Annotated in this window: 11 protein-coding genes; 10 read left to right on the plus strand and 1 reads right to left on the minus strand. The window is 35.1% G+C overall.

Annotation, left to right across the window (positions count from 1 at the left end; genetic code table 11):
* Positions 1 to 101 precede the first annotated feature (101 nt).
* The 10 genes from C1S72_RS02620 to C1S72_RS02665 all read left to right on the plus strand — a co-directional run bounded on the left by C1S72_RS02620 (position 102) and on the right by C1S72_RS02665 (position 15,020).
* Entirely contained in the window at positions 102 to 494 is a 393-nt protein-coding gene (locus C1S72_RS02620; RefSeq protein ID WP_104734118.1) for a hypothetical protein, read from the plus strand.
* 134 nt (positions 495 to 628) lie between these two features.
* On the plus strand, positions 629 to 1,084 hold the full coding sequence (locus tag C1S72_RS02625; protein WP_104734119.1) for a MarR family winged helix-turn-helix transcriptional regulator: 456 nt from the start codon (positions 629 to 631) through the stop codon (positions 1,082 to 1,084).
* A 1-nt stretch (position 1,085) separates the two neighbouring features.
* Positions 1,086 to 3,494 carry a 3-hydroxyacyl-CoA dehydrogenase/enoyl-CoA hydratase family protein gene (locus C1S72_RS02630; protein WP_104734120.1) on the plus strand — a complete coding sequence of 803 codons (2,409 nt, stop codon included), beginning with the start codon at positions 1,086 to 1,088 and terminating at the stop codon, positions 3,492 to 3,494.
* An 81-nt stretch (positions 3,495 to 3,575) separates the two neighbouring features.
* Entirely contained in the window at positions 3,576 to 4,766 is a 1,191-nt protein-coding gene (locus C1S72_RS02635) for an acetyl-CoA C-acyltransferase (RefSeq protein WP_104734121.1), read from the plus strand.
* A gap of 24 nt (positions 4,767 to 4,790) precedes the next feature.
* On the plus strand, positions 4,791 to 6,599 hold the full coding sequence (locus C1S72_RS02640) for an acyl-CoA dehydrogenase family protein (protein WP_104735758.1): 1,809 nt from the start codon (positions 4,791 to 4,793) through the stop codon (positions 6,597 to 6,599).
* An 85-nt stretch (positions 6,600 to 6,684) separates the two neighbouring features.
* Positions 6,685 to 8,325, plus strand: coding sequence for a M1 family metallopeptidase (locus C1S72_RS02645; protein ID WP_104734122.1), 1,641 nt, complete (start codon positions 6,685 to 6,687; stop codon positions 8,323 to 8,325).
* Positions 8,326 to 8,382: 57 nt separating this feature from the next.
* Positions 8,383 to 9,180 carry a DUF6503 family protein gene (locus tag C1S72_RS02650; RefSeq protein ID WP_104734123.1) on the plus strand — a complete coding sequence of 266 codons (798 nt, stop codon included), beginning with the start codon at positions 8,383 to 8,385 and terminating at the stop codon, positions 9,178 to 9,180.
* 4 nt (positions 9,181 to 9,184) lie between these two features.
* The gene (locus C1S72_RS02655) at positions 9,185 to 9,754 is read left to right on the plus strand and encodes a YdeI/OmpD-associated family protein (protein ID WP_104734124.1); all 570 of its coding nucleotides are present in this window, start codon (positions 9,185 to 9,187) and stop codon (positions 9,752 to 9,754) included.
* A 44-nt stretch (positions 9,755 to 9,798) separates the two neighbouring features.
* Positions 9,799 to 13,044: a WD40/YVTN/BNR-like repeat-containing protein gene (locus C1S72_RS02660; RefSeq protein WP_104734125.1), complete on the plus strand. Its 3,246-nt coding sequence runs from the start codon at positions 9,799 to 9,801 to the stop codon at positions 13,042 to 13,044.
* A gap of 32 nt (positions 13,045 to 13,076) precedes the next feature.
* The gene (locus C1S72_RS02665) at positions 13,077 to 15,020 is read left to right on the plus strand and encodes a S9 family peptidase (protein ID WP_104734126.1); all 1,944 of its coding nucleotides are present in this window, start codon (positions 13,077 to 13,079) and stop codon (positions 15,018 to 15,020) included.
* A 39-nt stretch (positions 15,021 to 15,059) separates the two neighbouring features.
* On the opposite strand, the gene C1S72_RS02670 is transcribed toward C1S72_RS02665, so the two are convergent.
* Positions 15,060 to 15,737, minus strand: a complete 678-nt coding sequence (locus tag C1S72_RS02670) for a Crp/Fnr family transcriptional regulator (protein WP_104734127.1) — start codon at positions 15,735 to 15,737, stop codon at positions 15,060 to 15,062.
* Positions 15,738 to 15,807 lie beyond the last annotated feature (70 nt).

Genomic DNA, 15,807 nt, shown 5'->3' on the forward strand with positions numbered 1-15,807 from the left:
ATTAACCCTTAGTATTTCAGTTAATAACTATCCTACTCTTTATAAGTATGTTAGCTACTAATATTCTATTTTTAGAACACTAACTAATACTTTTTAATATTATGAATACAAAAACTTTTATTGTAGGTGGTTTAGTAGGTGGTATTGTTGACTGGCTTTTAGGCTGGTTATTTTACGGAATTATTTTTTCTGATAAATTCCCACAACCAGACGAAACAACCAATGCCATGTTATTTATTACATGTGGATGCTTTGCTTTTGGTTTCTTTATGTCGTTTATTTATAACAAATGGGCAGAAATAAAGACGTTGAGTGCAGGATTAAAGGCTGGTGCAATTATTGGTTTATTTATGGGATTGATCGAAGGGTTTTTCAGTCTGGCCGAGCAATCAACACCAAACTATGAATTGTTTGGAATTGTAATATTCATTTCGATTGTTATGGCTGGTGTAGTAGGTGCAGCAATAGGGATTGTAAATGGTAAAATGAATTAAAACACTTTTTTTATCGTTTTATTAGCGCTTCAATTATGAAGCGCTTTTTTTAGTTTTATGCTTATTATTTTTTTGTAATTTATTATGCGTGCATAATAAATATTTCTTATATTTGGTTTTCTAAAAATCAATCTATGAAGGATAAAACCATTGATTACGTTTTCAGAACTACTTGGTTAGCCATTAATAAAATGTACAACGAAGAAGCTGCACAATTCGAGACAACTATGGCTACAGGTTTTGCATTATTAAGTATTGATCCTGATAATGGAACACCTTCAACCTCTTTAGGTCCAAAAATGGGCATGGAAGCCACCAGTCTGTCGAGAACATTGAAGTCTATGGAAGAAAAGGGCCTAATTGAGCGTAAACCAAACCCAGAAGATGGTCGTGGCGTTATTATTCATTTAACCGAATTTGGTCGTGAGAAAAGAGCTTACTCCAGAGAGAAAGTATTAACCTTTAATGAAGCCATTCGAAAGAATGTTTCTCAAGACAAACTAGACAACTTTTATGAAGTTGCAGAATTGATAAATAATATGATTTCTAATAAAAAAATATATAACCAAAAAGAACATATACTTAAATAACATGAGCAAACGTAGAATTAAAAAAGTAGCTGTTATTGGTTCCGGAATTATGGGTAGTGGTATTGCGTGTCATTTTGCCAATATTGGTCTGGACGTGTTACTGCTTGATATTGTTCCAAGAGAACTTAATGATGTTGAAAAAGCTAAAGGCTTAACGTTAGATGATAAGTTAGTCCGCAACCGTATAGTAAACAATTCACTGCAAGCGGCTTTAAAATCGAAGCCCTCTCCTATTTATCATCAAAAATTCGCTAGCAGAATTAATACTGGGAATTTAGAAGACGATATATCAAAAATCAAAGATGTTGATTGGATTATTGAAGTTGTTGTTGAACGGTTAGATATTAAAAAACAAGTTTTTGAAAATATTGAAAAACATAGAACACCTGGAACGCTTATAACATCTAATACTTCTGGTATTCCAATTCAGTTTATGAGCGAAGGTCGAAGCGATGATTTTCAAAAGCATTTCTGCGGAACGCACTTCTTTAATCCGGCGCGTTACTTGAAATTATTTGAAATTATTCCAGGTCCTAAAACGTCACAGGACGTTCTCGATTTCTTAAATGAATATGGTGAAAAATTTCTTGGCAAAACGTCTGTTATCGCAAAAGACACACCAGCCTTTATTGGTAACCGAATAGGCATTTTTGGTATACAAAGTTTATTTCATCAAGTAAAAGAGTTGGGCTTAACTATAGAAGAAGTTGATAAATTAACGGGTCCAGTTATAGGCCGTCCAAAATCAGCAACCTTTAGAACAGTTGATGTCGTCGGTCTAGATACGTTGGTGCATGTTGCCAATGGTATTTATGATAATTGTCCTAATGATGAAGCTCATGAGCTATTCAAACTACCAGACTTTATCAACACCATGATGGAAAACAAATGGTTGGGTAGTAAAACAGGACAAGGTTTCTATAAAAAGGTAAAAGACGACAAAGGCAAAAGCGAAATCTTATCACTAGATTTAGATACCTTAGAATACCGTTCTAAAAAAAGAGCACAATTTGCCACTTTAGAATTAACCAAAACGGTTGACAAGGTTATAGACCGCTTCCCTATTTTGGCAAAAGGAAAAGATAAGGCAGGTGAATTTTATCGCAAGAATTTTGCAGCCATGTTTGCCTATGTATCGAATAGAGTTCCTGAAATTTCAGATGAATTGTACAAAATAGATGATGCTATGAAGGCAGGATTTGGATGGGAACATGGACCATTCCAAATTTGGGATGCTGTAGGTATTGAAAAAGGTTTAGAGCTAATTAAAGCTGAAGGTCATCAAGTGGCTGATTGGGTAAACAATTTAGTAGCGAAAGGCTTTTCATCTTTCTATACCGTTAAAGATGGTGCAACATACTATTATGATATACAAACAGAAAAATTCCTTAAAAAGCCAGGTCAAGACAGCTTTATTATTTTAGATAATATCAGAAAATCTAATGAAGTATTTAAAAATTCAGGTGTTGTAATTGAAGATTTGGGCGATGGTATTTTAAATTGTGAATTTCAGTCGAAAATGAATACCATTGGTGGTGATGTTTTAGCTGGTTTAAATAAAGCTATAGATTTAGCTGAAAAAGATTTTGAAGGTTTAGTTGTTGGTAATCAAGCTGCTAATTTCTCGGTTGGAGCTAACATTGGAATGATTTTCATGATGGCTGCCGAACAGGAGTATGATGAACTAAACATGGCCATTAAATATTTCCAAGACACCATGATGCGTATGCGCTACTCTTCTATTCCAACAGTTGCAGCTCCTCATGGCATGGCGCTTGGAGGTGGTTGTGAATTGTCTATGCATGCTGATAAAGTTGTTGCTGCTGCTGAAACTTATATCGGACTCGTAGAGTTTGGTGTTGGTGTTATTCCCGGAGGTGGAGGCTCCAAAGAAATGGCTCTAAGAGCTCAAGATACCTTTAGAAAAGGTGACGTTGAATTAAATGTACTACAAGAATATTTTCTAACTATAGGTATGGCTAAAGTTTCAACTTCAGCTTATGAAGCATTTGATTTAGGAATTCTACAAAAAGGAAAAGATGTTATTGTCGTTAACAAAGACAGACAAATTGCTACAGCCAAAGCTCATGCAAAATTAATGGCTGAAGCAGGCTATACACAACCTGTAAAACGAAAAGACATTAAAGTACTAGGTAAACAAGCTTTAGGTATGTTTTTAGTTGGAACAGACTCGATGAACGCGAGCAATTATATTAGCGAACATGACCAGAAAATTGCGAACAAGTTAGCATATGTCATGGCTGGTGGCGATTTATCTGAGCCAACTCGAGTATCAGAACAGTATTTATTAGATATAGAACGTGAAGCTTTCTTATCACTATGCACAGAACGCAAAACATTAGAGCGTATACAACACATGTTAAAAACGGGTAAACCTCTTCGCAACTAGTTGCGAGAAGTAATAAGGGATTAGTTACTAGGAGTAAGTAGCTCACTAAATACTAATTACTAACAACTAAATACAAAAAAAATGAAACAAGCATATATAGTAAAAGCATATAGAACCGCTGTTGGTAAAGCTCCTAAAGGCGTGTTCAGATTTAAAAGAACGGACGAGTTAGCCGCAGAAACTATTGCGCATATGATGAAAGATCTACCAGATTTTGATAAAAAGCGCATTGATGATGTTATTGTTGGTAATGCCATGCCAGAGGGTTCGCAAGGCTTAAATATGGGTAGACTAATCTCGTTAATGGGATTAGATATTGTGGATGTTCCTGGGGTAACAGTAAACAGGTTTTGTTCTTCTGGTATTGAAACCATAGGTATTGCAACAGCAAAAATTCAGGCAGGAATGGCTGATTGTATTATTGCTGGTGGTGCCGAAAGTATGAGTGCTGTCCCAATGACAGGGTTTAAGCCGGAATTAAACTACGATGTTGTAAAAGCAGGTCATGAAGAATATTATTGGGGAATGGGCAACACGGCTGAAGCCGTTGCAAATCAATTCAACGTTTCTCGTGAAGACCAAGATGAGTTTGCCTACAATTCACATATGAAAGCTCTAAAAGCACAGGCTGAAGATCGTTTTCAGGATCAAATAGTTCCTATTAATGTAGAGCAAACTTATATAGACGAAAACGGAAAGAAAGCAACAAAATCATATACCGTAACCAAAGACGAAGGCCCTAGAAAAGGAACCAATTTAGAGGCATTGGCAAAATTACGTCCAGTATTTGCTCAAGGCGGTAGCGTTACTGCGGGTAACTCCTCACAAATGAGTGATGGTGCGGCATTCGTAATGGTTATGAGTGAAGATTTAGTGAAAGAATTAAATCTTGAACCTATTGCACGTTTAGTGAATTATGCCGCTGCTGGTGTTGAACCCAGAATTATGGGAATTGGACCAGTAAAAGCCATTCCAAAGGCACTAAAGCAAGCAGGATTAAAGCAATCTGATTTAGAACTTATAGAATTAAATGAAGCATTTGCCTCGCAATCATTAGCAGTAATTCGAGAACTCGATTTGAATAATGACATCGTGAATGTAAATGGCGGAGCTATTGCTCTAGGTCATCCTTTAGGATGTACTGGCGCTAAATTATCTGTGCAGTTATTTGATGAAATGCGCAAACGAAATATGACTGGCAAATATGGTGCTGTAACTATGTGTGTTGGAACGGGTCAAGGGGCTTGTGGCATATTTGAATTTTTAAATTAAAAACGAACAAAATAAATATTGGCAATGGAAGCAACAGAAAAAGAATTATTAAGAGGCGGTCAGTTTTTAGTTAAGGAAACTAATTGTGAAGATGTTTTCACACCTGAAGACTTTTCAGAAGAACAAAACATGATGAAAGAAGCGGTTATGGAATTTAATGATCGTGAAATCATCCCACATAAAGACCGTTTTGAAGCTAAAGATTATGCTTTAACCGAAGAGTGCATGCGTAAAGCTGGTGAACTTGGCTTTTTAGGTGTGGCTGTACCTGAAGCTTATGGTGGTTTAGGTATGGGATTCGTTTCTACAGTATTAACCTGCGATTATATTTCGAGTGGTACCGGTTCGTTTAGTACGGCTTTTGGTGCACATACAGGAATTGGAACAATGCCAATAACACTCTACGGAACTGAGGAACAAAAACAAAAATATGTACCAAAATTAGCCACTGGTGAGTGGTTTGGCTCGTACTGTTTAACAGAACCTGGTGCTGGTAGTGATGCTAATTCAGGTAAAACTACGGCTGAACTTTCTGAAGATGGTAAAACTTATAAAATTAATGGTCAGAAAATGTGGATTTCTAATGCTGGATTCTGCCGATTAATGATCGTTTTTGCACGAATTGAAGATGATAAAAATATTACTGGTTTTATCGTAGAATATGATCCTGAAAATCCAAATGGTATTACATTAGGTGAAGAAGAGCATAAATTAGGTATTCATGCATCATCAACAAGACAAGTATTCTTTAATGATACGGTTGTGCCTGTCGAAAACATGTTAGCTGGACGTGGAGAAGGATTTAAAATCGCCATGAATGCACTTAATGTTGGACGTATTAAATTGGCTGCCGCTTGTTTAGATTCACAGCGTCGTGTAACAACAACTGCGGTTCAATATGCCAATGAACGTAAACAATTTAAAACTAGAATATCTGATTTTGGTGCGATAAAAAAGAAATTAGCAGAAATGTCTGCAAGTGCCTATGCAGGTGAAGCTGCAACTTACAGAGCTTCTAAAAACATTGAAGACCGTATAGCTCTTCGTGAAGCTGCTGGCAACTCACATCAAGAGGCAGAACTTAAAGGCGTTGAAGAATATGCTATAGAATGTTCTATTTTAAAAGTGGCTGTTTCAGAGGATATTCAGAATTGCGCCGATGAAGGCATTCAAATATTTGGTGGAATGGGGTTCTCAAAAGAAACACCTATGGAAGCCGCGTGGAGAGATGCTAGAATCGCTAGAATCTATGAAGGCACAAATGAAATTAACCGCATGCTATCGGTTGGTATGTTAGTTAAAAAAGCTATGAAAGGCCATGTTGATTTATTAGGTCCAGCACAAGCCGTACAGGAAGAACTTATGGGTATTCCTTCATTTGAAACACCAGATTATTCCGAATTATTTTCTGAAGAAAAGGAAATGATCAAAAAGTTGAAGAAAACGTTTTTAATGGTTGCAGGTGGAGCTGTTCAAAAATTTGGTCCAGATTTAGAAGCTCATCAACAATTATTGGTTGCAGCAGCAGATATATTGATTGAAATATATATGGCTGAATCTGCTATACTTCGTGCAGAAAAGAATGCTAAACGTTTTGGAGAAAAAGAACAATCCGTTCAAATTGCAATGGCGAAATTATACTTATATAATGCTGTAAATATTGTTGAAGATAAAGGTCGTGAAAGCATCATTTCATTTGCTGAAGGCGATGAACAACGTATGATGTTAATGGGACTTAAACGTTTCACAAAATATCAAAACTATCCAGATATAGTGGATTTACGTAACGAGATTGCTGAAAAAGTAAAAGTTGAAAATAAATACTGCTTTTAAATTTAGTTAAGTTTAGTTAGAAGTGAAAAGCCGTTTCGTAATTGGAACGGCTTTTCTTTTTTCCTATTTTAGTAAAAATTTAAAAATGAAAAAACTAACACTAGTTCTTGTTTTAATATCTATTTCGGTCAATTGCTTTAGTCAAGGCTTACTCCAAGAAAAATCCAATTTCACTCATCAAGATACCTTACGAGGAACCATTACGCCCGAACGATCATGGTGGGATCTCACCTATTATCATTTAGATGTTAACATAAACCCAGAAGAGAAATTTATTTCTGGTAGAACATCTGTTTATTATAGAGTATTAAAAGACAGTAAAGAATTACAAATTGATTTACAAGAGCCAATGAAAATCAATTCGGTTATTCAAAATGGAAAAACATTAGCAGTTAGACATGACGGTAATGCGCATTTTATAAGTCTAAAGGATGATCAAGAAATTGGAAAAGTATATTCGGTTGATGTATTTTACGAAGGTTATCCAAAAGAAGCAGTTCGCGCTCCTTGGGATGGCGGTTTCTCTTGGAAAAAAGATGATAACGACAAACACTTCGTTGCAACATCATGTCAAGGTTTAGGTGCCAGCGTATGGTGGCCAAATAAAGACCATATGTATGATGAAGTGGACAGTATGCTCATTAGTGTTACAAATCCTAAAGGCTTGAGTAATATTTCTAATGGAAAATTACGATTTAAAACTGAAAACAATGATGGCACCGTAACATCGCATTGGTTTGTTAATAATCCTATAAATAATTATGGCGTAAATGTCAATATTGGTGATTACGTGCACTTTTCTGAAGTCTATGAAGGTGAAAAAGGGCCTTTAAATTTAGATTATTACGTATTGAGCTATAATCTTGAAAAAGCAAAAGAGCATTTTAAAGACACACCAAAAATGATGAAAGCTTTTGAACATTGGTTTGGACCTTATCCCTTTTATGAAGATGGATTTAAACTCGTTGAAGTACCCTATTTAGGCATGGAACACCAAAGTTCTGTTACATATGGAAACCAATATAAAAAAGGCTATTTGGGCAGAGACATTTCAGGTTCTGGATGGGGTTTGAAATTCGATTATATTATCATTCACGAAGCAGGACATGAATGGTTTGCCAATAATATTACTTATAAAGATATTGCAGACATGTGGGTACATGAAGGGTTTACCACATATTCAGAAAACCTATTTGTAGAATACTACTATGGAAAACAGGCTGGTTCAGAATATGTAATTGGGCAAAGAAAAGGTATCTCGAATAAACGTACGATTATTGGAGAATATAATGTAAACAAGGGAGGTTCTGGTGATATGTACAGTAAAGGTGCTAACATATTACATACGCTTCGACAACTTATTGAAAATGATGAAAAATGGCGACAGATTTTAAGAGGATTAAATAGCATTTTTTATCATCAAACAGTGACGACTGAGCAGGTTGAAAATTATATTAGCCAACAAACAGGTATTGATTTAACTGAATTCTTTAATCAGTATTTAAGGACTACCATGATTCCTACTTTTGAGTATGAAATAAAAAATGGAAAGCTAAAGTATCGTTGGACCAATATTGTAGATAATTTTGATATGCCAGTTGAAGTAACTATAGATAGTAAAAAGCAGTGGTTATTTCCAAATTCAGAATGGAAAACTACTTCTATTCAAAGCAATTCAATAACAATTGATCCTGACTTTTACGTGTATTCAAAAAAAATACCATAATAGTTTCGAAAGGATTTCAAAAACTTGACGACTGCACATTCTTTAATACTAAACATTATGACTAAATACCTTTTTTTGACTTGCTTATTTCTATGTATTACAGCTTGTAAAAACGATTCTACTAAAAACAATTCAACGGATGAATTGTCTTCCAGTAATTCAGAATTATCAATTAACACCTTTGTTTCTTCTATAGAAAAAGCTCACAAAAAAGAGCATTTCTTAAAAGAATCTGCAATTCAATTACAACTTAATATCCAATTTGGAGGTAACGAAAGGCTTAATGGTACAGTAACCTTTTCCACAGATTCTTCGAAAGGAAAATTGGAATTAAGTAATGGCGATACTATAATATATATTGATAATGAAGTTTTCTATTCACCTAGCATAACAAATACGCAACGCATCCGTTTTGATGCCTACACATGGAGCTATTTTTTATTATTTCCTTATAAATTGAGCGATGATGGTACAGTGTGGAATTCTTATCCAAATTCACAATTAGGTGATATCAAGTATAATGCTCAAAAATTAAGTTTCAAAAGTGGTGTTGGCGATGCTCCTGATGATTGGTACGTAGTTTATTCAAATCCTAATTCAAATTTATTAGAGGTAGCTGCTTATATTGTTACAAGTGGAAAAACTATTGAGGAAGCTGAAGCCGATCCTCACGCTATAAAATATGAAGATTTCGTAGCTGTTAACAATATTCCATTTGCAAGAAAGTGGACTTTCTGGGAATGGGAAGCAAAATTAGGCTTAACTCATCAAATTGGAGAAGCCACTTTAAAAAACATAAAATTCATAGAAGACCAAAAACTGTTTGAGGTTCCTCAAGACTTTTTGAAAAATTAAAAATTTGACTTCATTACCTGAATTATATTTTCCTCGAGATACTGATTGGTATGATTGGCTCCTACAGAATCATAAAAAATATGATGCGGTTTATCTTATATTTTACAAACTTGAGGCTAAAGTACCAACCATGCGCTGGGAAGAAGCTGTAAAAGTAGCTTTGTGTTTTGGCTGGATAGATTCTACTGTCAAAAGTTTAGGTAATGGAAAACGAAAACAATACTTCTCACCTAGAAATCCAAAAAGTAATTGGAGCGCACTAAATAAAAAGTACATAGTAGAACTTGAGCAGCAAGGCTTAATTCAAAAGTCTGGTTACAAAACGATTCAACATGCTAAAAAAACAGGAACCTGGACAGCCATGGATAACGTTGAAAAAGGCATAATTCCTAGCGATCTACAAGAAGCATTTGACAAAAACCCAAGTGCTTTTGAAAATTTCAAAAACTTCGCATCGTCATACAGAAAAGGGTATTTATCATGGATTCATCAAGCTAAACGTTCTGAAACTCGAAAGAAACGTATCAATGAAACCATATCTTGCTGTGTTAAAAACCAGAAATCCAGAAATTAAACGTTTCTTTTTCTTTATTTTTATTTCCTAACAAACCAAAACTTATGAAAAAAATAGTGTCTCTTGTCATGTTTTTCTGCATGACGCTTTTGTTTGCACAACAAGAGTTCTCTCTCGATTTAGTAAAAAATATGAAACCGCGTAACATTGGACCAGGTGGCATGTCTGGGCGTGTTACCGCTATTGATGTGGTTCATAATAATCCAGATGTGATGTATGTTGGTACAGCTTCAGGTGGGTTATGGAAATCAACCTCTGGAGGGATAAAATGGGAGCCTATTTTTGATAACGAAGTTACTGCGTCCATTGGTTCGGTTGCTATTCAACAATCTAATCCAAGCGTTATCTGGGTGGGAACTGGCGAAGGTAATCCCAGAAATAGTTTAAATGGTGGTTATGGTATTTACAAATCTCTAGATGGTGGTAAGAACTGGCAACTCATGGGATTAGAAAAAACACGTCATATTCATCGCGTAATTATAGACCCTACAAATCCAAACGTCGTATATGCTGGAGCAATAGGTTCGCCTTGGGGAGAACATCCTGAACGTGGCGTATATAAAACAACAGATGGCGGTAAAACATGGAAACAAATTCTATTTGCCAACAATAAAACTGGAGCTGCCGATTTAATAATGGACCCAACCAATCCCAACAAGTTAATTGCAGCCATGTGGGAACACAAACGTGATCCTTGGTTTTTTAATTCTGGAGGAGTAGGTTCGGGTTTGCACATTACGCATGATGGTGGAGAAACTTGGAAAAAAGTAACGTCTGAAGATGGTTTTCCCGAAGGTAATTTGGGAAGAATTGGTGTAGCAATAGCAGCCAATAAACCAAATATCATTTATGCATTAGTAGAAGCTAAAAAAAACGCCTTATATAAAAGTGAAGATGGTGGGTTTAAATGGAAAAAAGTAAACGACAAAAATGATATTGGAAACCGACCATTTTACTATTCTGAAATATATGTTGATCCACAGAATGAAAATCGCGTGTATTCGGTATTTACCTATGTAAATGTAAGTGAAGATGGCGGTAAGAATTTTAGTCAATTAATGCCTGCTTATGGTGTTGATAATGGTGTTCATCCAGACCATCATGCCTGGTGGATTCACCCAAACGATGGTAGTTTTATGATTGACGGTAACGATGGTGGTATGAACATAACACATGACGGTGGAAAAACTTGGCGCTTTATTGGTAATCTACCAGTTGCGCAATTTTATCATATCAATGTGGATAATGAGTTCCCTTACAATGTTTATGGTGGAATGCAAGATAATGGTTCTTGGCGCGGACCAGCATATGTTTGGCGTTCTCAAGGTATCAGAAATTCATACTGGCAAGAAATTAGTTTTGGCGACGGATTTGACGTAATACCAGATAAAGACGATTCTAGATATGGTTGGACAATGAGTCAGCAAGGCTATGTTATGCGTTATGATTGGGAAACAGGTAATAATTATATGGTTCGCCCTACGCCTCCAGACGAAGATACTATGCTACGATTCAATTGGAATTCAGCGATAAATATTGACCCATTTGATAATAGTACTGTTTATTTTGGAAGTCAATTTGTACACAAATCAACCGATAAAGGTGAAACTTGGGATATTATCTCAGACGATTTAACAACCAATGACCCTGAAAAGCAAAAGCAATCTGAAAGTGGTGGCCTAACAATGGATGCTACAGGAGCAGAAAACCATTGTACAATTTTAGTAATAGAACCGTCACCTGTTGAAAAGGATATGCTTTGGGTTGGCACAGATGATGGTCGTGTTCATGTCACACAAAATGGAGGAGAATCTTGGACCGATGTTTCAAAAAATATTAAAGGATTGCCTGCTGGCAGTTGGATAGCTCAAATTAAAGCAAGTAATAAAAATAAGGGGGAAGCCTTACTAATTGCCAACGATTATAGACGTTTCAATTATACACCTTATGCATACCGAACAAAAGACTATGGTAAAACATGGTCAAGAATAGTGGATGAAAATGATGTTGAAAGCTACACACTCTCTATTATTGAGGATATTGAAGAAACCAATTTACTCTTTTTAGGAACAGATGACGGCTTGTATATATCTCTGGATGCTGGAAATAAATGGACAAAGTGGACAGAAAATTTTCCAACGGTTTCTGTAAAAGATTTGGTTATCCAGCCTAGAGAACACGATTTAGTAATTGGAACCTTTGGTCGTGCAGCTTGGGTATTAGATGATATTAGACCATTACGCGCTATGGCTAAAGATAAGTCGGTTGTAAATTCAAAGCTAGAATTGTTTGAGCCACCAACAGCTTATCAAGCCGCCTATCAGCAACCAACTGGTAGCCGTTTTGGAGCAGATGCCATGTTCCATGGTGACAATAGAGGCTATGGTGCTACTCTCTCCTATTTTATTAAAGTTGATGAAAAGAAAAAAGATGAGGACAAAGATGACAATGAAAACGGTGAAGATATAGATGAAGAGGATAATACTGATGAAGATTCAGAATCAGTAGAAAAAACAGACAAAAACGTCATAAAATGGGATTCCATTACTATGCAATTCTATGATGGTGACAGACTCATTAGAACGCTTAAACGTAAAGTGCCTAAAGAAACAGGTGTTCATAAATGGACATGGTATATGGATGAAGCTGGAGTTTCCAGACCCTCACGTAGTATCAGAGAATCTAAAAGCGAGCCAAGTGGTGTTAGCGTAAAACCTGGACGCTATAAAGTAATAATGACATATGGTGATCAAACCTCTGAAGAATTTATTACAGTTAAATCAGATCCAAGAATAGCGATTTCTCAAAAAAATATTGACGACGTTTATAATGCAGAAAAGCAATTAGAAGTTTTGCAACAGGAGATTGCAGATGCGGTAAAGCAATTAGTTGAAAGCAAAAACATTGCTAAAAAGTATCAATCAGATTTAAAAAAGCTAGACGACGAAAAATATGAGGATAACATAAAAGCATCTAAAGAAATCATAGAAAAGATAGATGAATTAATAGCCGTATATTTAGGAAAAGAAGACAAAAGACAAGGCATTACTAGAAGTAAAGAAATGACTGTTAATAATAGATTAGGAGCTGCACGTAGTTATGTGGGTTCAAGTCAAAACGGATTAACACGTACAGAAACGCAACTGATAGAGTTTGCAAAAAATGCTATTAACGATGCCTTTGAAAAAACTAATGAATTCTTCAATAACGATTGGAAAACCTATCAATCCAATATGGAAGCATTAAATATTAATCCGTTTAAAGAAATAAAGACCTTTAAAATCAATTAAAATAAACCTGCAAAACTTAAAATTTTTAAACAATGAAAAAACTTTTAGTACTTTGCTTAATTGGCGCTTTCTTATCCTGCAAGGAAGATAAACAAGAACCAGTTGCAGAAAAAACACCTGACATTCAACAATATACCATAGAACAGTTTATGGATAATGAATCTGTGGGTAATGGTAGTTTTGCACCTGATAATTCAAAGTTACTGGTGCACAGTAACAAATCTGGTATTTTTAACTTATATGAAGTACCAACCAAAGGAGGTGAATTTAAACCACTAACTCAATCAGATAGTTCATCTATTTTTGCTATTTCATACTTTCCTAATGATGAACGTATTTTATTTTCGTCTGATGGTAATGGTGACGAGTTGGACCATATTTATTTAAGAGAACCTAATGGAAATATTACAGATTTAACACCATTTAAAGGTGCCAAATCAAATTTTTATGGCTGGTCTGACGACAAATCAACATTTTATTATGGTTCAAACAAAAGAGATCCACGGTATTTTGATGTATATGAAATGGACATAACAGATTTTTCATCTAAACTATTTTATCAAAATAATGATGGCCTAGATTTAAATGGTATTTCTCGAAATGAAAAATACATTACCTTGTCAAAATCCTTGAATACAAACGACAGTGATTTGTTTTTAGTTAATAGAGATACAAATGAAAAAACTAAAATTAACAGCACTTTAAGTGGTAACTCTTTTGAAGATTTTTCTGTGGATAATAAAACAGTGTATTACACTACAGATGATGGCGCTGAATTTGCCTATTTAATGGCTTATAATATTGAAACAGGTGAAAAATCTAAAGTATTAGAAAAAAAATGGGATATTTTAGGTGCTAGCTTCACTGATAAAGGCAATTACATGACCATATTTGTAAATGAAGATGGCAAAAATGCCATTGAAGTTCTTGATGCTGCAACCATGCAACCAATTGATTTACCGAACTTTGGCGATAAAAGTATAACTAGCGTTAGTTTTTCTGATGATGAAAACTGGATGCGCATGTATGTAGGCGGATCAAATACGCCTTCGGACTTATATACATACAATATGAAAACTAAAGAGCAATTCAAACTCTCTAATGTATTAAATGATGAAATTAACGCAGATGATTTGGTATCTGCAAAAGTTGTGCGATATAAATCGTTTGATGGTGTGGAAATTCCTGCAATCTATTATTTACCAAAACAGGCTTCTGAAAACAACAAAGTACCAGCCATGGTTTGGGTACATGGTGGTCCTGGTGGTCAAACTAGACAAAATTTTAGTTCTTTGATACAATACATGGTTAACCATGGTTATGCTGTTTTAGCTGTCAATAATCGTGGTAGTAGCGGTTATGGCAAAACCTTTTATAAAATGGATGATTTAAACCATGGTGAAAAGGATTTACAGGATTGTGTAGAAGGTAAAAACTGGTTGACGAAACAACCTGAAATTAACGGTGATAAAATTGGTATTATTGGCGGCTCTTATGGTGGTTATATGACTATGGCTGCATTGACTTATACACCAGAAGAGTTTGATGTAGGTGTCAATATTTTTGGAGTAACAAACTGGTTGCGCACTTTAAAAAGTATTCCACCTTACTGGGAATCGTTTAGAGAATCACTGTATCTAGAATTAGGTGATCCTTATTCAGCTGACTCTGTTAGGTTAAAGAAAATTTCCCCTTTATTTCATACTGATAAAGTCAAAAAACCATTAATTGTTTTACAAGGTGCCCAAGACCCAAGAGTTTTACAAGTAGAATCTGATGAAATAGTCGCTGGAGTAAAAGCAAATGGCGTTCCTGTAGAATATGTTTTATTTGAAGATGAAGGTCATGGATTCGTGAAAAAAGAAAATCAAATTGAAGCCTATAGTAGTATTCTGAAATTTTTAGATACGTATTTAAAAGAAGTTGACAAACCTGTTGATGGTGAAATTCCAAATACAGAAATTGAAGCTGAATAATAGATAAGTTAAAACGCTTCCAGATTTGGGAGCGTTTTTTTATTCTATACGTTTAAGACCATTAACATCTTCAATTTTAATCTGCTTACCAGAAGTAGTTATCAGGCCTTCTTTTTTTAGTTGAGACAATATTCTGATTGCAGATTCTGTAGCAGTTCCAACAATATTAGCATAATCTTCTCTAGACAAAACAACGCTCAAATACCCGTCATCATTATTCCCAAAATGTTCGTATATGTATAATAAGGATTCTGCCAACCGTTGTTTTACAGACTTTTGTGCCATATTCACAATCACATTGTCACTTTCCTTTAAGTCATGTGCCATCTGCTGCAAAACATCCATTGAGAAGTTCGAATTATTTTGGAGATCAGACATAATCTCACTTTTTGGGATAAAACAGACTTCCATATCATTTAATGCCACAGCACTCAAGTTGGCTGATTCGTCGCCAATCAACGAACGTTGACCCAGCAAATCACCTTTCACAACAAGCTTGACAATTTGATCCTTTCCGTTGGCACTTAATTTCGAAAGTTTACAAATACCATCTTTAACACAGAATACACCATTAAGCATATCTCCTTCTTCAAAGATGACTTCACCTTTTTTTATGACTTTAGATGTTTTACATCCAGAGATGCGCAATAATTCATCCTTTGTTAATGCCTTTAAAGAGTTAAATTGCCTAATAATACATTGTTCACATTTACTCATACCTATATTAAATGTTTTGTAAATTTAGTCAAAACATGACAAAAATCATATATTGTTGACACATGTTTTG

Source organism: Hanstruepera ponticola (genome assembly GCF_002940745.1).
GTDB classification, from domain to species: domain Bacteria; phylum Bacteroidota; class Bacteroidia; order Flavobacteriales; family Flavobacteriaceae; genus Hanstruepera; species Hanstruepera ponticola.